Origin of the sequence: Wolbachia endosymbiont of Litomosoides sigmodontis (assembly GCF_013365435.1) — a bacterium.
Lineage (GTDB): Bacteria > Pseudomonadota > Alphaproteobacteria > Rickettsiales > Anaplasmataceae > Wolbachia.
In genome coordinates, this window is sequence record NZ_CP046577.1 from 714,983 (window position 1) to 735,834 (window position 20,852).

The following is a 20,852-nucleotide window of genomic DNA, read 5'->3' on the forward strand; positions in this document are numbered from 1 at the left end:
TTGTAAACAAGCACACTATGCAACATCTTCAATAAAATTACCAAAAAACTGGACCAAAATACCATGCACTAGAATGACACTAGAGGCTGATACTACATGCTCTGTAACACAAAAAATATTTAAACAGTCCACGTATATTAGCCACTCTCATGACATCATCTGTATACAGTTTACCCTCAAAAACAAACTCTTGCTGGAATGATCGAGAGGAAGCCTAATGAAGTGGTCCGTTCAACTAATGTTACTTCTTTTATTATTTATTTCTTATTTTACTGAAGCTGCCTTATATGTTGAAGTAAGAAAGAGCAGTGTTGATAATATTAGTCTTATTGTGCAAATGCACATGCAAGACAGAGCTGGAAAGTGAATTAAGCGAAAATATTACAAAAATAATTGAGAAAAATTTATTTAATTGCAGTTTATTTAATGTAGAACGAGGCTTGGAATCTGAAATTCACCATTTAAATCTTGGAAAAGTGATATATTAGTTACAGTAAGCTTAAACGAAGTATCCCGGTAATGCTTTAGAGCTATCATTTCATTTATTTGATTCTTCTAAAAGAAAGAGAATTGTTTACTAAGTCAGTCATTTTCTTGCAAAAAGTTGGAGAAAAATTGCCATCTCATTTCAGATGTAATATATTATAGATTAACTGGTGAAAAGGATATTTTAATACAAAAATAGTATGTATCGCAGAAGAAAAAGATAGCAATTACAAGTCCATACGCAAAATTGCTGTTATGAATCAAGATGTGGAAGCGATATAAAATACTTAATAAACGGAAATAAACTTGTGTCAATACTTAGATTTTCACCAAATGGGGATAGTATTGTTTATATCTCATATTTAGATAGCAGAAGCTACATAACATTGAAGAATTAAAAAAACAATACTAAATCAATAGTTAGTATATTTGAAGGCGTTATTTCTGCTCCTAGATTTTTTCCTGATGGCAAATCCCTTCTCATTTCTCATTCATTTGACGGTGAGAGAAATATATTGTCTTTAGATTTAAGCAGTAAATGTACGGAAAAACTACTAAAAGTTCAGCTATAAGCACTTCTCCCTCTTTTCTCCAGATCAGAAATACATGATTTTTAATTCTGATGTAAGTGGAAGTTAACAACTTTACATTATTAATTTTATCAAAAAAAATAAAAAACCTAAAAAAATTAGTTTTGGAAGTGAAGATACGCTACACCTGTTTATTCGCCAAAGGGAGATCTTAGGAATTATGAAACTAAGATGGCAAAGGAAAACATCTACTTCCCAAAGGACACAAAATCGAATCTGCTACCAAATGGCAGAGGAATTATCTTTACAAAAATAGAATCACAGAACAGTTCTAAACTGTATTTAGTAGATCTCGTAAAAAAAATTCACAAAATAATTCCCACTTCTACAAATGCTTATTTACCAGATTGGTCTTACTTTTAAATTACTGAGTTGTATATTTCTAACTACCATAGCCATTAATTTAATGCTACATCAACAAGATGTCCTACTATAGCATCAGCAATTCTTGATAAGACTGCTGTTACAACTGCTCAACAATAGGAGCAATTTTAAGTATAATTATTTCCATGACAGCAAAGTGTGGCTCCTATAGCAGTAAATAATAACATTGAAACTATAATTATCCCTCTTCTTCCTAAAAATATCATTTTTGTGGATAGTTTATACTAACTCTCATTGTTAATGAATCAAATAGGTAACATTGCAGAGTTGTTTAATTGCGTAGTGAGAAAGACAGGTAATAAATTTGTATAAAGCACTCTCAAACAAGACAATTGTATTGTGGACTTTATTACGCAAAATATTCTGTTTTTATATACAATCAAAGTCCTTAGTAGGATTGAGCTCTGGTAATATGGTAGTAGATATATAATCTAGATATTTTAAAGCACTTTCAAATTTTGCGACCTGTGCTAACTAGCACTATCTATGATAAAAAAGGCCTATCTTATTCTTAGAATTGTAACATTTATTCAAGAAATATATCAATACAATCAGTGTTGACATTCAGTGCAAATAAGCTAAAACTCTTTCCATTTCTAAGATTAGCTATACTGTAGAGGCAAAAATTTTTATCTATCTAATTTTACTTTAACCTGTGTTCTAACGCCCTTTTTAAACTACCAGTGCCTAACTTTTGAATGTGGGCAAAGCCAGTTTGTTAAAGAAAAATAACTCTTGTTTAGGATACTTACCAATAATCTCATTAAGTTTTTTTTAAACTCTTTCTGTCTACCTTTATCTTATTTATTATAAATTGGTTTTGGTGTAATATATAAAAACTTCACTTTTTATATATTACGTTATACTGTATACTTGCTGACATTCAAGCCAAATTTTCTTAGATTCTGATTCTCATTTCTTTAATGGTAATATAATGCTTTACATACAGTCAGTGCTGTCCTTGAAATACAACATATTTTTATTGCTACTATTATAGTATACTTCTTTGCTGCAATTAAAGCATTTTAATAGATTTGGTCCAACACTTTAAAACTCGCTATTTTACTTACTTCAGTATAGCTTATTTCCTACTACTTGTCCATCCATTTCTTGTACACTGGAAATTAGTATTAGAAAATAACATATGAGTTAGGTAAGTAGTTTAATTATATTAATAAGAAGAACGTGTTTACATTCGCTTTAAGGAAAAAATTCTAAATTAGATAAAAAAAAGAAAAATGTTTTCTAATATACAAAGGTGAAGAAGAGCTTTTATATATAAAATGGCTGCACTACTCAATCTCCAGGAAAATATAAAAATGCATCAAAACTCTTTAAAGAGGTGTTGTACATAAAAGAACTAGAAAGACAATTTTACTTCTTATCGCGCTCTCAACCAAATATATAAGATGGCCGTAACATTAAATTGCTAAGAAAAGTATGAGAAAGCGCTAGCAAAGTTTTAAAAGGTGCTAAAAGAAAAAAACTTGGAAAAAGTGACTACATGATACTTTTTATCTACTATGTACAAAATTACCATTGTATTCAGCTATCAGGAAAAATGTGAGGAGTTTTTAAAATACTTTTAAGAGGTAATCTTATAGAAAAAAACACTCTAATAACAATTAAATTTTCCTTCGTTGCATCACAAACACGATTTACAGTATGGTTGCACATTAATTCATCAAAAAAAGTATAAGAAGGCACTAAAAAAATTTCAAGAGGCACTGAAAGTAAAAAAGGAATCTTGGTAATGATCACTGACATTGTAGAGATAAAGCACATGATAATTAAGATTAAGGCTAAACTTCTGTGCAATTTATAGTCATTATTTTAATGACAAAATATGTTTAAACACACATATAAATAAATCAGAAAAAGTCCATTTAGGCTAGTTAAGTATAAAAGAACATATAACTACACACAACTGTAACGTAAATTGTGTTCAAAAAACATTGAAACAAGTGTCTAGATACTGACTTTTACATCACACAATTATTTCACTAAATTATAATTAAGCAGTCTCTTCTTTTTAAGAATACTAAGAAAATGTGCTTTAACTTTCTCATTAATGCTAAAATTATAACTTTCTGGAATCTTCTCTTGTTAACAAAGAAGTTGATAAAATTTTTAAAAGTGAAGATTATGTCTTTTACCCACTATAGCTAGTATGTAAAGAACTTTGTGAGCAAGCTTAGATTCTGTTAAAATGTTTATCACCTTGTACGTACTTGGCGTAGTATGAACAACTCTAGCAGGAGCCATAGTATATTGAAACCAATATAATAGGTGGGATTGGTAGGGCTCGAACCTACGACCAATTCGTTATGAGCGAACTGCTCTAACCAACTGAGCTACAATCCCTTTCATTAACATTTATAATATAGTGAAAACAGAGTTGTCTATCAGTTTATTTTATCATCAACCCAACTTGACAAATCATTTACAGTACCAATTTTGCGCACAATTTCTCTACCATCTCGAAATATGATTAATGTAGGTATAGATTGAATTCCATATTTACCTGGCACTTCCTCTCCTTCATCTATATTGAATTTACAGATTTTGATTTTATCTTTTTTATCTTTAGCCAACTGCTCAACACGCGGCATTAAACTTTTACATGGTCCACACCACTCTGCCCAAAAGTCTACTAGCACGAACCCTTTGTAATCAGTGACTTCAGACTTAAAATTTTGATCATTTACTGATGTAATACTGTCACTCATAAAATACTCCATCTAATTCACAAAATATAGCGCATAAATCAGTAATTAATCAACTAAATTCTTATACCAATAATTTCCATCACAGAAGAAGTGGATAGACAATAATGGAAAACAAGCTACACTAAAGTAAGTGAAATAGCAATTTTAAATGGCGTTAAAATTAAAATTGAAGAAAAATTGTTTTAATGCCCACTCAACATCATAGAAAAATTAAATTGAACCAGAATCAGTTTGAACGAGTTAAAGTATAGATATAAGAAAATTACAATATTACCATTAAAGAAACGAGAATAAAAATCTAGGAAAAATTTGGCTTGAATGTTAGCAAGTTTACAATACACCGCAATATGCAAAAAATGAAATTTTTATATATTATATAAAAACCAATTCACAATGAACGAGATAAAGGTAGATAAGAAGAGTTTAAAAAAACTTAGAGATTATTGGTAAGTATCTTAAACAAGAACTATTTTCCTTTAACAAATCGACATTTGATCCACATCAAAAGTTTGACACTGGTAGTTTAAAAGTGCATTAGAACACAAGTCAAAGTAAAATTAGGTGACAAAAAACTTTTATCTCTACAGTGTAGTAATCTTAAAAATAGAAAGAGTTCTAGCTTATTTGTACTGAATGTCAATACTAATTGTATTAATATATTTCTTGAATAAATGTCACAATTTTAAGAATAAGATAGGCCTTTAAAATATCTAGATTATATATCTACTCCATACCTACCAGAGCTCAATCCTACTGAATACTTTGATTGTATATAAAACAGAATATTTTGCGTAATAGAGCGCTTTATGCAAATTTATTATTTGTCTTCCTCATTAGACACTTAAACAACTCTGTAATGTTATTTATTCGATTCATTAACAATGAGAGAATTGGTATTACCAATAGTGTCTCATTAAGTTTCCTAAAACTCTTCCTATCTACCTTTATCTCGTTCATTGTGAATTAGTTTTATATAATATATAAAAATTTCATTTTTTGCATATTGCGGTGTACCGTAAACTTGCTAACATTCAAGCCAAATTTTTCCTAGATTTTTATTCTCGTTTCTTTAATGGTAATATTGTAATTTTCTTATATCTATACTTTAACTCGTTCAAACTGATTTTGGTTCAATTTAGTTTTTCTATGATGTTGAGGTGTTTTATCTATTCAGTTAGTGCTGTTCTTGAAATACAATATATTTTTACTAATTCCACACAACCTTTTCATCCACAATTTAAATTTTAACGCCATTTAAAACTCGCTACTTTACTTACTTGAATATAGCTTGTTTTTCATTATTGCCTATCCATTTCTTGTGTAGTGGGAATTGATATAACTCCTTTTTCCAAAGTACTAAATATTTGATCTACATCAAAATTCATCTTAGGGTGCCAAATAGGTCCATCTAAATGCATATCAATATAGATTGGATTACTATGACCTGGTAGAATAAAAAAGAACCTGACTAAAGAAATTAAAGCAAAGTTGGGTAAAGTTAAATTAGAAGAGATAGACCCTGAAGCTTGATTAATTCTAAATTGCAAACTAATTGAACATACGCCATTTTTAACACTTACTTTTCCTATAACATTTTCAAAAAGTGTACTACCGTCGTATATACCATCATGAGCAAGCGTAGAAATTTCAGGTTTATTCTTACTGTTTAATGAATTCGTGATAAATGAATTAAAATCTACATTAGTAAACTCTATTTCTTGTGCTTGCAAATTAATTTCTCCTGCTAAATTATTAGCCCAATCATAAAAACTTTTCCCTCGAGCTCTAATTTCACCATTTAAGCTTATCTGACCATCTATATTGTCAATTCCCATGGCTTCACCAACGCCCTTAGCATCTAAATCTGCAATAAGAAATTTCGTATACATTGAGCCGGATCTCAGATAACCTTGAAAAAATACTTGTCCATGTTCTAGTGCATACTTTGCTTGTCTCACAGTGATAGTGTTATTTCTTATTACTGCATCCAAATTAAAATTCTTTAAAACATTCTGCCCAGCCTTAAATTCTGCAGCATTAATTTGCACATTTGCATCAAAGCTTTCTTTGTCGTCCAAAAAGTCAAACCGCTTTGTTGACCATTGCATTTGATTTATTTTATTTCTCGAATCCTTTGTTACTTCTATTAAATTCGGCAATTTAAAGATATCTCCATTAAATTTATTTCCTGTAAGGCTTACATCTAACAATGGTTTAGTATATCTTTGATCTACTAATATCTTTGTGCTACCGGTAATATTACAATCTTCCCCAGATAGCTTGATTTTATCTACAACTAGCTTACCCTTTTCCATTTTTAGTAAGAAATTCAGATTTTGAATTCCCGTATCATTTAATTTAAAATCACTAGCATTGATTTTTATATTTACATCATACTTCAGATTCTTTAGCCATCGCACTTTAGATGAACTATTAAATAATGAACAATCGTACTTATCTGCATCAAGATTATGTACACTAAGCCTACCATCAATTACATTATGTTTTTTTGTGTGACTTACCTTAATTGATCCCTGCAAAAACTCTTTATCATTTAGAAACTTGATATCGAAAATAGACAGTACCCTAGGGGCAAAATGCAATTCAGAATTCAGTGTAAATCCATTTTTACGATTTTCCTTCACCTTTATAAAAGGAAAGAAGCACGAAATGAATGACTCAAAATCATCACCCTTTACCAATAAATTACCATTAAATTCGGATAAAGTACCACTATTTGAAACTTTTCCTGACAAGGAAGATATGTTATTGACTCCAGGAAATTTAAGCAATGTGTCAACTTTTATTTCACCATTAGCAAATTTAAATATAGCGTGAAATTTATCCAACATCTTATTTTGATATTGAATATTTGAAGCTTCTATATTAAAACCTAAGCTCAAATTTTTTGGCACAACTTTTCTAAAAGATTCCAGAATATCCTTTATATCTATTGCTTTCCGCGAGTCATTTTGTATAAAATCCAAATCAACCTTGCTGAAGCTAATTTTGACATTAGTGTGATTATTTTTTCTATTATTTTGTATTGTACCGCTAGCCTGTATGCTTTTGGATTTTATTCTCAGGTCAGTTGCTGTGAACTCATTTGCATTAAAACCGATATTAGATGATATCTCAATATTTTTACCAGGGATGATATAAGCAAGAAAGCTAAGATTAATAATTTTTGCTAAGTCTCTTATAAAATCAGAACTATTATTAATTATTAGCGTTAACTTGCCCTGCAGTCCTACTTGATCTCTGCTGCCTGTAAATAGCAGATTTATAAAATTTGACTCTACACTGATATGTACATTATTTTTTACAATATTAACTTTTCCTAAAAAGTCATAATTATTACTACCTAACTTTACTTTACCAGAGAAATGCCTATTTCTCCTTATAGCAACTTCCTTTATGTTAACAACACTGTCATGGTCAGCGAAATTATCGTTTAAACTCACTTGGCTGTCTTTCATTACTATATCAATTGCGTCACTACTGGCTTTTGCATTTATAATATTAATAAAATTTTCTCTATTGCTTTTCATACCAAGCAATGTAATTGACTTTGGTTGTAGCGAAAATAAGAGCAACGATAAAACAGATGGCCTTACTTCAATTTTATCTACGCAAATCAAGGCCGATAATTTTTGTTCTTTATTGTTGTTGCACTGTACGTATACGTTATGAAGAGTGAGCTTTGGTGCGATTAATAAAACTTCGACTTTTCCTCCAATGCGTACTTTAGCGTTGTAAGTCTTTTCTAATTCTTGCACAATGTATTCTTTATAACTATTCCAGTCCTTAAAAGTCACAGCAATTTGTAAGAAAATTATCACCAAAACAATTGATAATGTGAAATATACAGAGAGTTTCATAATTTTATATACTTAAAATCACCCATAAACATTAAGTAAAGAGTACCAAAATAAACAACAACACTTAAAACTATTAAAGCTGCTAAATAGATAACACGAGCAAATATTCTATCGAAGAAGAACCCTACTGATAAGGAATTAGAAACATAAAGAGCTATCGACATAACTATCGTTGCTACAAGAATTTTTACAATATTTAATAATAATACTTGGCTAACTCTATACATTTTGTTTATTGTTAAGTAATTAATCAATAGAATAGAATTTATCCAAGTGGAAATGGAAGTAGCAATAGCAATTCCCGTATGCTGATACTTGTTCATTAACAAGAGATTTAACCCCATATTAATTCCAAGGCACACTAGTGAAAATATAGTTGGTATTTTTAGATTACCTTTAGCAAAGAAAGTGGGAAGTAATACTTTATTGATAATGAATGCAGGTAAAGAAAGAGAAAGTGCTATCAACGTTGGAGCAGTTTGCTGTACTGCATAGTGATCAAACTTACCGTAAGAAAAAAGTGTCAGTAAAATTGTGTTGGGAATAATAATAAAGGCAGCAGTTGTTGGCATAATTAACATTAATCCTATGTTAAGAGCCCTGTTCTGTATTTTAACTGTATTTTCGGTATCATTTGCCTGTTTTGAGATTAAAGGAAGAAGTACCGCGCCAATTGCAGTACCTATTACTCCTTGCGGTAATTGATTTAGTCTATCAGCATAATATATATAGGATATCGCATTTGGTGTAGAACTTGCCATAACTATATCAATCCATAGGCTTATCTGAATTACACAATTGTTGATAATTGCTGGTATCACACGCTTAAAAAATAACTTTACTTCATTACTCAATTTCATGCTAAAGAAAAAGACGGCCTTTAATTTGTACGCACCAAATAGCATCAATAATAACTGCAACATTCCTCCAATCAGAACAGCTATAGAAAGATTATGAACTGGTGTTTTTATGTAAGGCACAAATAAACTAGCGATTAAACAGAGGTTTAAAATAATCGGTGCAATAGCTGTTAAAGCAAAATGTCGCTTAACTTGTAACATCCCTCCAATGAGGGATGCAATTGAAGCAAAGATTACATAAGGCATCATAATTCTTGACAAAGTTACAGTGAGAGCAAGCTTGCTTTGGTCAAAGCCAGGAGTAAATATTTGAACTATATAAGAAAAGAAAGTTTGTGTTATAAAACAAAAAATTAATACAATAATAAACGTAATGGATATTACACTACTTGCAAAAGCAAATGCTCTCTTATCATCACGTGACTCTGCTGAATACAATGGTATAAAAGAGATAGTAAATGCTCCCTCTGCAAAAAATGCTCGAAATAGGTTGGCAAAGCGAAATGAAGAAAAAAATACATCTGCAAGAGAGGTTGCACCGACAACTATAGCAATTAATATGTCTCTTATTAATCCTAAGATTCTTGAAACAGCTGTAAAAAAACTAAATGTGAAAATACTTTTAAACATTGCTATTTACCACTACTCTAGACTATATTTAGTGTCAATATAATTGACTATAATAGCTTAATAGAAATTTATCTTCTGGATTTATGAATTTCTCTGAAAGAGAGCTTTTTGCACTATCTCAGGTAAGATAAGCGGTAACAGATTAAACGAAAGAACAGTGCAGAAATAATAAGTCTAATAGGTGAATCTTATACCGTTATTAACCCATATCCATATGCTAAATGGAAAGCTTAGCAGCCCAGTTAGTACAGGCACTGTTGACTCTTTTTAGTAGCATCCCAAATAGTCAAATCACAGATAAAGATACAGAAAAAAAGTAGAAAATGCTTCAATGCTACAGTCACTCACTAAGTTTCTAAAAAAATTCAAGTGTGTTAGGAAAAAATGATATAATTAAGTATAGAAGTAAAATGCCAAAATCAAGAAGTAAAAAAAATGCTAACAGAAATAAGTATTACTGACTCAGTAAGAGCAAAATCTATAGCAGGAGTCATGAAAAGGTATAAGACATGGAGTTGTAACCAACGCTGAAAGTATTTACCAAAAAAAACATTGTCAGCTCTATCTAAATGAGAAAATACAAGAAAGAACATCAATATAAGCTATAAAAATACAAGCTTATTGCAAACATTTATATAGCAACAGTACACAAGCAGGAGATTGCATATTAAAATTCCAGCCCAGTACATAACCTACATTACGTAGCGTTAATATTGTTAAGGATATATCAACATGCCAGTCAATACTCCAAGGATATAGATTATTCCATTTAATTGCAACTTAAATAAGTTGCTAGGATTATTAATTATTGCTGCTGCTTTTAGAGAAAGAACAGGAAAAATACAAGATATAAAGTTAAGCATCACACACGCCAATAAATGCGAACGCTGAATTTATTAGAAATCTTACAATTTTACATATAACGAGTATCACAATATAGTCTAAAATAAAAGAATCTACTTAAATAGTCAATTGACTTTTTTACTGATATGTTAGATACTTTATACCTCTTACACATGCGTGTTAGAAATTTCATACTTTGGCGAGTGTAGCTCAGTTGGTAGAGCGTCAGTTTGTGGTACTGAATGCCGCCAGTTCGATTCTGGTCGCTCGCCCCAATAAAACTTCTTACTTTGCAAAGATATGAACACCAAAATCAGTGTGCAACTACCCAGCCAGCAAAAATTCTTTAATGGTCTGAAATAAAACTTTCAATGAATGATTGTCATATATGTTATATTTTACTTATTTTATCAAATGCACTTCAACATTGATTGACCTGAACTTTTTAGCTAACTTTAACGAAGTTAGTAAGAAACATCTTTGTCATCAATACTATGCAACAAACGCACAGGACAGTTTATATCTATTGTTTCTTTCTTTAAAAGTAGATTTTTTTCTACCATCTCCTATCAAGCTTTTAGTTATTTTGTATATGCCATGTTCTGAAGTAAAATCTACTCTATCTTTAGAGTCAAGTTCTTCTTTTTTCTCATGAGATAGTTAATAGAAGATTAAATCCTCAGTAAAGTCAAGAGTAGACGATATGCCAATTAATGCTGCAATTCTTTCTTGAAGTTAAAGAACAGTGAGCAACATCAGCCACTCTCCCATGCTTAAACCTATAATTATTTGTTTTTTACCAGTTAATTCACGCACTACTTTAGCACAATTTTCTTGCCAATCACTCATCGTGTAATCAATAAAATCACCACTTGAATAACCGTGACCAAAGTAATCAAGTAACACGAATACTATATCATTTTCTTGACAAAATTTATAAATAGCAGTTGCTTTAGTTACTCTCATATTGGATACAAATTCACCGAAAAAGACTATAAAAGCTTTCCTTCTTTGTAGCTTACAATTATACTATGTACTTACCATTTTCATCAAACAATTTATTATAATCCATATTATTTTGGCAAAGCAACTGGACTATCGCTTAATTGACGTAAGTAACTGACTAAATCTGCAATTTCTTGCGGATTAGCAATACCTGCAAATGCCATACGTGTACCTTTTATATAGTCTTTTGGACTCTTTAAGAAAGCAAATAATTCTTCATATCCCCACTTTCCGCCTTTTTCAAGCACTGCTCTTGAGTAATTGAATGAGTCACTAAGGTGTGCTTTTTTATTTCCAACTATGTTCCATAAGTTTGGCCCTACTTTACTGATTCCACCTTTGTCAAAACTATGGCAAGCTACACATTTTTTTGCTATTGATTTACCTTTTTCAAAGCTAGCATTTTGCATGAGTTCTCCAATATCTAGTACCACTTGTTCAATTTTTTGCTGAGGTTTATTATTACTGTCATTAGCCACTATTATTTGGTGTTCAATCTTATATTCCTCTGGACTATAAAGTATATCAACTACGTTACTGACTATCATAATGATTAGCCCAGAAAGTAAAATCGATGCTGCAATCTTATTAAGTTCCATAGCTAATTTTTATCAATTAATGTTACTCAAATTATGCAAATATTTCTGCAGACAGCAAACAATTATCTGAGCTCATCAAAGATAAAAATTGCCAATAGTCAAGTTGCTGTTTTCGCTTGCAGAAGGAATTTGTAATTCAATTACATACTTATCTGGATTAATATATTCTAATAAACTTCTTGCAAATATGCTGTAACAATTGTCACCATGATAATTTTTTCTGGTAGTATAATAGCTCCTACTTCTACACCTATTGCTATTACCATTAAATTGCAAATTCACTAAGAGGAACAGCATTTGCGATTTTTGCAAAGGCAAATTACAGTTACTATACCTGATGGCCTGCCATAGAGATAAAAACGACATAAGTGCTGCTATTACACGTTTTTCAACAATTTTTCCTTTCCCTTTCTTTTCGTTAATTCATCGTGATAACAACAAACGCAACTCTATAGCTACAAGCACTAGCACAGAACTGTAAAACTTAGTCTTACAATAGCTCCTATTACAGCACTCACTTCCACAACAGCTCCCACAACTACTTCCTGCATCTCATTAAAATTAGTAAAATAATCTATTTGCTCACTAAAAGACACACTCATAATCCCTTTTTCTTATATAATTTCCCTTAATGCCTTGTTAAAAAGCACATCACAGCACTTTTATGTTTAATCTACAAATTATTTACTGAATTACGCCAGCTTCAAAAAAATGGTAAATACAATTGTAGAATAAACTTAAAAAGTCTAGTAAAATATTTTTTTTATTTGCAACTATGCTACATAGTTTTGAAAAACGCAGCATAACAAATGCATTATGGAAATTACAAGAAGCCGATCAAAGGGATGTTCTAACCCTTACTCAGAGATTTGAATTACCAGAAATCCTAGCTAGGACACTAGTTACTCGTGGTGTCAATATAGAAAATGCGGGCAATTTCTTATATCCATTAATCAAATCGCTATTACCAGATCCTTTTCATCTTCTTGATATGGATAAAGCTGTTTTTCGCATAATACAGGCAATAAATAATGACGAAAATATAGCAATATTTGGTGACTATGATGTTGATGGTGCAGCGTCATCAGCACTGATTAGCAGGTACTTAAGAGCAATTGGTATACACTCTATAATCTATATCCCAGATCGTGTTGATGAGGGGTATGGATTAAATGCAGATGCTTTGTTGCAGCTCAAAAAGAAAGGAATTAACTTATGCATTTCCGTTGATTGTGGTACGCTTGCATATCGGCCAATAGAAGATGCAAAGGACTTTGGTCTTGATATTATAGTTATTGATCATCACCTTGGCACAGAAAAACTGCCAAGTGCTGTAGCAATTGTAAACCCAAATCGTCTTGATGAAAGTTCCCCTTATAACTGCCTTGCAGCAGTTGGAGTATCATTTTTGCTAACTGTTGCTCTTAATAAAAGATTACGTGAACAAGATTTTTTTGCAGGCAAAAAAGAACCAGATTTATTTGATTTGCTGGATTTAGTTGCTCTTGGAACCGTTTGCGATGTTATGCAGATTACTGACCTGAACAGAGCATTCGTCTCACAAGGATTAAAAGTTATGTCAGCAAGAAAGAACGTTGGCTTGCGCGTTTTATTTGATGCTTTAGGAATTCTTGAAAGACCTAGTGTTTCTCAGCTAGGTTTTAACATTGGGCCGTGCATAAATGCTGGAGGGAGAATCGGAGAAGCATTGCTAGGTGCAAAGTTGCTATCTACAAATGATGAAAATGAAGCGTATTCCATTGCATTAAAATTGATAGATTTGAATAATGCAAGAAAGATGATGGAAAATGAAGCTCTTTTAGAGGCTATAATACAAGTAGAAAAGTCTATGCAGACAGGCACAAATTTTATAATGGTAAGTGGCAATTGGCATCAGGGAATAATTGGTATTATTGCATCAAGACTTAAGGAAAAATTTCACTTGCCAACAATAGTAATATCTATGAATAATAAAATAGGAAAAGCAAGTTGCAGGTCAATTCCTGGAGTTGATATTGGTACTGCAGTTCTTTCTGCAAAGTGCATGAATTTAATTATTGAAGGAGGCGGCCATAGCATGGCAGCAGGATTTTCAATTAAAGAAGATAAAATAAGCGATTTACATGACTTTTTCACTGAAAGGTTTGTACATTCTATAAATGATAAAGCTTTAAAAGTTGACGGCATAGTAACTGCTAAGGCAATAAACTTATCTCTGTGGAATCAACTACAACGCCTTGAGCCATTTGGTATTGGCAACCCTGAACCAAGATTTATCATTCAAGGAGCAAAAATTAGGAAGCCAGAAATTGTAGGATTTGACCATATAAAATGTTTCATCGCTGATGATGACGTTATGGTCAGAGCTATTGCATTTCGTTCTGTAAATACTCATCTTGGTTCTGCTATCATGCAGGGCAATGTTGAAGCTATTTTAGGTAGAATCTCTATGAATTATTGGAATGGCAATAAATTTGTGCAATTTTTAATAGAAGATGTGTTAGCCATCAATTGAATTATTGCAGCTACCTATCAATCTCTCCGAAAACTATATCAAGTGAACCAATAATTGCTGCAACATCAGCAAGCATATGTCCTTTTGCCATAAAATCTAGGGCTTGCAAATGTGCAAAGCCAGGTGCTCTTATTCTGCATCTATATGGTCTATTAGTGCCATCTGAAACTATATATACTCCAAACTCACCTTTTGGTGCCTCAATAGCTACATAAGCTTCACCTTCTGGTACATGATACCCCTCTGAATAAAGTTTAAAATGGTGGATCAGAGCTTCCATAGATCTTTTCATCTCAGTTCTTGGTGGTGGAGAAATCTTTCTATTCTCAGTTTTTACTGGCCCTTTAGGCATTTTCTCTATGCACTGCTTTACCAAACTAATAGATTGTCTAATCTCTTCCATCCTTACTAGATAACGGTTATAACAATCACCATTTTGACCAATAGGTATATCGAAATCTAATTGATCGTATATTTCATATGGTTGACTTTTTCGTAGATCCCAAGCAAGCCCAGTAGCACGCAGCATTGGTCCACTAAAGCCCCAGTCAAGTGCCTGTTTAATTGATATTTCACTAATTCCTACGGTGCGTTGCTTCCATATTCTATTTTCCGTTAAAAGTTCATCTACGTCATCTATATACTTTGGAAAGTGCTCTATAAATTCTGCAATATCCTCAATTAAACCCTCTGGAACATCTGCCGCAACTCCACCTGGCCTGATGTAAGCTGCATGAAACCTTGCACCTGAAGCTCTTTCATAAAATTCTAATATTTTTTCTCTCTCCTCAAAAAGCCATAAAAGAGGAGTCATTGCACCGACATCAAGTGCTTGAGAAGAGATATTAAGCAGATGATTCAGTATCCTTGTCAGTTCACAAAACAAAACACGCAAATACTTTGCCCTAATTGGAACTTTACATTGCAGCAACTTCTCCACGCATAGTGAATACGCATGCTCTTGTGACATTGGTGATACATAGTCAAGGCGATCAAAATAAGGTAAAGCTTGAAGATAAGTTTTATGTTCTATTAGTTTTTCAGTACCACGATGCAAAAGCCCAATATGAGGATCAGCCCTTTCAATTATTTCGCCATCCATTTCCAAAACAAGACGCAATACCCCATGTGCAGCTGGATGCTGAGGTCCAAAATTTAACATCATTGTCTTTAGATCTGGCATATTAATAATTCAAGATACCAGAGTTGTACAGACTAAAGTGTAGAAAGTCAATAAGGACCCCTTCTCTCATAACAAGTCAGTTCTTGACAGTGCGTTAGGCATTTTACTGTTTTTCAATAAAAATTACTTAACAAATCTCACCAGCACTCTTGACTATAGCCTGAAGGTATTCAGTTACCTTAATCTGTACAAATTAAATGAAAAATATCACGTAGTTGGCATTTTATGTTTAATTTTTTGCACTATGTACATCTTATGTCTCCGCAATGTTTTGAGATTTTTCCCATATAAACTGAAACAAGCTTATAAAGCATTTAAGACAATAAAATATACTAATTTCATAATTTAAAGAATGAGCAATTTCTATCACATGGCATCTTGTACCTTTCTTTCCTCCTAATAAATTTCATAAATATTTTAACTAAAGGTTGATTTTGTCAAAAAGCAGCTGAATCACGATTATTAAGTGCTTAAAACATAAAAAACGCCAATGCTTTTAAATAGGTAAACGAAAATGGTGTCACTTCAGCGTTAAGTGCTGGAATGGCTTTTTGCACAACATCAGAAAATATGGTAATTATCGACAAAATTCATTATGAAATGCCTGCTTACCCAGCTAAGAAAAAGCATACCAGTAAAAATAAAATTATACCAATTCCTACTGTACAGGAAATAAATAGACAATAATAGAAAGAAATTACACTTAAGCAGATAAAATAGCGAGATTTAAGTAGTATTAAACCTAAAATTATTGGATGAAAAAGTTGTGGAATCAACAAAAGAAATTCTGAAGAAAGTATGAAATAATTCTTATGTTGGAAAAAATTAAATGCTGTAACTGCAGTAAAAAGGCACAGTATAGCATAACAAAAATATGTCGATTTCAAGAACAAGTATTGACTACATGGATAAAGTACTCAAAACTCGAAGAGAAAAAAATTATTTACTCCTCCTCAACTTCATAAAAAAAACTAGATTAAATCAAAGTCAATTCTGAATAAGTTGAAGTATGGATACAAGAAAATTCTAATATTACATTAAAGAAATGATACCTGTTCTCATTATTAATAGGTTAAATGAGGATATTATAAAGTTGTTTAATTGCGGAGTGAAAAAGAGAAGTAATAAATTTGCACAAAGCGCTTTCAAGCAAAGCAATTGTATTATAGACTTATTACGCAAAATATTCTATTTTATATAGAACAAAAGTCTCTCAATAAGATTGGAGCTCAGGTGAGTATGGTGGTAGGTACGTAATCTCGATATTTTTGGTACGTTTAAATTTTTTGACTTATATTAACTAGCACGATCTACGACAAGAAAGGCCTTGTGATATTTGTTCAAGAAATATATTCATGTAATCATTGTTAACATTCTAGTACAAATAAGCTAGAACTCTCTCCATTTCTAAGATTAACTACACTGAGAGATAAAATTTTTGTCTACCTAATTTTACTTTAATCTGCATTTTAACGCCCTTTTTAAATCACCTATATCCAACTTTTGAATGTGTACCAAACCTCGATTCGTCAAAAAAAAGCAGCTTCTTTTCAGGATATTTATCAATAATTTCGTTAAGTTTTTTTTAATTTTTCCTATCTACCTTTATCTTGTTCATCGTAAATTAGTCTTGGTGTAGTATACAAAAACTTCATTTTTGCATATTTAAGGTATACTGTAATACTTACTAATATTTAAGCTAAATTTTTCACGGATCCTTATGCTCATTTCTTTAAAGGTAAAGTTAGCGTTTTCTTATATTCATACTTTAACTTGCTCAAGTTAACCTAGATTCAATCTAATTTTTTTATGAAGTTGATGAAAAGTAAATGATTTTTCTTCTCTTCCAAATTTTAGGTGCTTTATCCATGTAATCAATACTTATTCTTGAAATAAAAATACTTTTGCTATGCTTTACTATGTCTTTTTACTTGCAATTACAGCATTTAATTTTTTCAACTAATTTTGATGTCAACGCCTCATTTAAACCTCGCCATTTTACTCATTTTCAGCAAAGCTTCTTTTCCCTTACTACACCTATACGTTCCTTATACAGTGATAATTGATTATAAGTATCCTAAACAAGAGTTATTGTTTTTGATGAATCTCTCAACTTGGCATACATTCGAAAGTTAGATCATGGTAGCTTAAAAGGACATTAAAACACAGACTAAAGCAAGTTAGGTAGACAAAATTTTTATCTCTACAGTATAGTTAATCTTAGAAATGGAGAGAGTTCTAGCTTATTTGTACTAGAATGTTAACAATGATTATATGAATATATTTCTTGAACAAATATCACAAGAGGCCTTTCTTATCGTAGATCGTGCTAGTTAATATAAGTCAAAAAATTTAAACGTACCAAAAATATCGAGATTACGTACCTACCACCATACTCACCTGAGCTCCAATCTTATTGAAAGACTTTTGTTCTATATAAAATAGAATATTTTGCGTAATAAGTCTATAATACAATTGCTTTGCTTGAAAGCGCTTTGTGCAAATTTATTACTTCTCTTTTTCACTCCGCAATTAAACAATTTTACAATATCACTCATTTAACCCATTAATAATGAGAATGAGTATAAGATGACAATACTTGTTATATTTCCTAATTAGCACCATTAATACTTGATAGAATTTCTTTAGTGACACGTTGTAACTTAGTCCAGGAGGATTATCTGACCAATTTGGGATCTAGCGCTTTACTCGTTACAACATGAAATAAGATTATACTATCTTCTCAAACTCTTTATCAAGATTCACTATTATATCAATAATATTGCTACTTTCATTCTAATCTAGACATATATTAAAAATTTTTCCACACAAAAATAATCCTGAAAGCCTGAGTAGATGACATGGAAATACACACCACAGCTGTGGTGTGCACTAACCCTAATTAGAAAGAAAATTTCATACCAGTAAGAAAGAGAACCCCTTGATTAGAAGGCACTATTTCCGAACTATCTTTTTTTGTAATTTTATATCCATCACCTTGCTTTTCATCAGTTTTAAAATAATGGAAAGATGCATAAGGAACAAATTTTCCCTTACTGCAAGCAGGAGAGAGATCATACTGAATACCAAATGCAACATCGTGAAGCTTATCTCCATCACTCATCTTACTACCAAAGTACGTCAAGCTTGTATAGAAATTCTCATGTCGATAACCAGCCCCTGTAGTCCAATACATAGTATTTTTATCATCTCCTTTAAACTGATCTTCGAGCCCTTTCACTCTCTTATCATCATCAGTAACACCTTTACCATCAATTTTTTGATAGGCATTACCAACCAACTTTTCAATACCCCTTGGTTGACCAGATTTACCTAAATATGCAAAAGAGGTAGCAAATTTTACACCTTGATTCTCATTAATATTGTAGTCAGCACTTATACCTAAATTAACACCCATTAGGTTATTGTACTTCACATACTCTCTATAAGCATACTTAGTACTATCAGGTTCTTTTGCTTGACCATATTCACCAACTGCAGCAACTTTAATTTTTACCTTATGTTTACTAAAATCATACTCATATAATGTACCAGCACTTACTATGTGCTCATAGCCTGGACCAACATGTTTTATATCATCACCATCCTTTATAACAAACAAATTACTATTGTAGCGAGGTGAGTAGCTAATACCAAATCTTGCACCTACATAATTTGGCGAGTAGTAAGCGACTCTAAATGGCAATGTAGCCGCCATAACGTCTTTATAATATTTCCCCGCCATGCGGAAAGAAAGTTTTTCACTTTCGCTTGAGAAACTTTCAGTGTAAAGACGTGGTGTTACATAAAATGGAAAGCTTGCAGCACTTCCTTCTAAATTCACTTTTCTAAACCAGTCACTATCTGCAGCTCCATCAATAGTTGCAATCCTTGTTGCATCAAGCCTCATCAGAGCCTCAGGACCAAACTGATAACCAAGTTTTAAGTCACCATACCTCGAACTCAAAAAGACATGTGCACTTCTACCCCTCGCAGCACGAATACCCTGTGAAGCTCCTTTACCTTCTGTTACCGGAACTTGGAATTGCACATCAGCACCATAAAGAAGACCCTTATCTTCATTTTCATTCTCTGCTCTCAAGTGCAATATCGCATCTGCAATCATACCCATGTCTTCACTATAATCACCGATATTTCCTATCTCACTAGGAAATATTGGATTTGCTCCTTTTACCTTATCTGAAATACCATCATAGTAACCAGTAGATTTGCCTGACATAACATTATAGCGTTTATAATCTTCATCACTTGGCCCAGCTTTGCCATAACCTTGAGCATCAACAACACCACCAAAAGTTACTTTCAAACCACTTATTCCTTGATTAGTATCGACAACATCAATGCTACTAACCGAGACAACAGGGCTTGTTTTACCTTTTTTCTCTACATTTTGATTAACAACTTTTACATCTTTCTTTAAATCCTTCTTTATATCTCTAGCTTTCTTAGTTTTTGCACTTCTAGTCTTTGAACTCTCTACATTAGAATTCCTAGCATTTGAAGATTCTGCTCTCTTTTCATTTGCTAGACTCATCCTCCTTTTTTTCTTTTCAGTTAATTCTTCTTTCTTTTTCTGAGCTGCTAATTTGAGCTCATCTTTCTTCTTAAGCTCTTCAGCTTTTGTTCTTGGATCAGCATTACATATCCTATGCATTTTCTCTTTTAGCTTTTTGTTTGATGTCTTCATAATTTCCATTTTCTCGGAAGTTACGGTTGACTCTGTGTTCTCTTGCTTTTTTACTTCCTTCATAACTTCATTAAAAGAGTCAGCAGCAAAACTGTTGAAAGAACATAAAGTTAATAAAGAAGCTAGAGCAGTTCTAGTATAAGTAAATTTTTTCATGAAGTGCCCCCAAAAAATTTCAAAATCATTATCTTAAACATAAATAATACAAAAATGTTGAAAATTCAACTTAAACCAACCTTATAGTTAAAACAAGAACAAAATGCAATACCTCAAAAACAATTTTAATATCTTTAACATGCACGTCAACTAAAATTTAGCACAGAGGTTTTTCATTTGTTACCCATGTAATAACCCTAATATTCACTCTATGGAAATAAAATTTTTCTACAATTAGACAATAAAATATCTTATTACTTGCTAAAATATTAGCAATAATTAT

At 31.7% G+C, this 20,852-nt stretch carries 9 protein-coding genes, 2 tRNA genes and 1 pseudogene; 3 read left to right on the forward strand and 9 right to left on the reverse strand.

Going from position 1 to position 20,852, the window contains the following annotated elements; all coding sequences use genetic code 11:
* Positions 1-217: 217 nt before the first annotated feature.
* Positions 218-1,439: pseudogene (locus GOY07_RS02945) on the forward strand (protein TolB).
* A gap of 2,311 nt (positions 1,440-3,750) precedes the next feature.
* Here the strand turns inward: GOY07_RS02945 and GOY07_RS02950 are convergent.
* From GOY07_RS02950 to murJ, 4 genes are all read right to left on the reverse strand, one after another.
* Positions 3,751-3,824, reverse strand: a tRNA-Ile gene (locus tag GOY07_RS02950).
* Between the two features lie 41 nt (positions 3,825-3,865).
* On the reverse strand, positions 3,866-4,189 hold the full coding sequence (trxA, locus tag GOY07_RS02955) for a thioredoxin (protein ID WP_175838091.1): 324 nt from the start codon (positions 4,187-4,189) through the stop codon (positions 3,866-3,868).
* Between the two features lie 1,298 nt (positions 4,190-5,487).
* On the reverse strand, positions 5,488-8,070 hold the full coding sequence (locus GOY07_RS02960; protein WP_175838093.1) for an AsmA family protein: 2,583 nt from the start codon (positions 8,068-8,070) through the stop codon (positions 5,488-5,490).
* Positions 8,067-9,560, reverse strand: coding sequence for a murein biosynthesis integral membrane protein MurJ (murJ, locus tag GOY07_RS02965; RefSeq protein ID WP_175838095.1), 1,494 nt, complete (start codon positions 9,558-9,560; stop codon positions 8,067-8,069). The genes GOY07_RS02960 and murJ overlap by 4 nt, the downstream gene beginning before the upstream one ends.
* Before the next feature lie 1,042 nt (positions 9,561-10,602).
* Between murJ and GOY07_RS02970 the strand changes: the two genes are divergently transcribed.
* A tRNA-His gene (locus GOY07_RS02970) sits at positions 10,603-10,678 on the forward strand.
* Positions 10,679-11,138: 460 nt separating this feature from the next.
* Here GOY07_RS02970 and GOY07_RS04415 read toward each other — a convergent pair.
* From GOY07_RS04415 to GOY07_RS02990, 3 genes are all read right to left on the reverse strand, one after another.
* Positions 11,139-11,369: an alpha/beta fold hydrolase gene (locus tag GOY07_RS04415; RefSeq protein WP_246224380.1), complete on the reverse strand. Its 231-nt coding sequence runs from the start codon at positions 11,367-11,369 to the stop codon at positions 11,139-11,141.
* A 107-nt stretch (positions 11,370-11,476) separates the two neighbouring features.
* Positions 11,477-12,007 (reverse strand): c-type cytochrome, encoded by a 531-nt coding sequence (locus GOY07_RS02980; protein ID WP_175838097.1) that lies wholly within the window; start codon positions 12,005-12,007, stop codon positions 11,477-11,479.
* 464 nt (positions 12,008-12,471) lie between these two features.
* A complete protein-coding gene (locus GOY07_RS02990) occupies positions 12,472-12,609 on the reverse strand; it encodes a hypothetical protein (protein ID WP_175838100.1) in 138 nt (45 codons plus the stop codon).
* Positions 12,610-12,782: 173 nt separating this feature from the next.
* Between GOY07_RS02990 and recJ the strand changes: the two genes are divergently transcribed.
* Positions 12,783-14,522, forward strand: coding sequence for a single-stranded-DNA-specific exonuclease RecJ (gene recJ / locus GOY07_RS02995; RefSeq protein WP_175838102.1), 1,740 nt, complete (start codon positions 12,783-12,785; stop codon positions 14,520-14,522).
* Positions 14,523-14,532: 10 nt separating this feature from the next.
* Here the strand turns inward: recJ and GOY07_RS03000 are convergent, their stop codons facing one another.
* Together GOY07_RS03000 and GOY07_RS03005 are read right to left on the reverse strand one after the other, a co-directional pair.
* A complete protein-coding gene (locus GOY07_RS03000) occupies positions 14,533-15,705 on the reverse strand; it encodes an NADH-quinone oxidoreductase subunit D (RefSeq protein WP_175838104.1) in 1,173 nt (390 codons plus the stop codon).
* 2,902 nt (positions 15,706-18,607) lie between these two features.
* Positions 18,608-20,569, reverse strand: coding sequence for a WD0745 family porin (locus tag GOY07_RS03005; protein ID WP_175838106.1), 1,962 nt, complete (start codon positions 20,567-20,569; stop codon positions 18,608-18,610).
* Positions 20,570-20,852 lie beyond the last annotated feature (283 nt).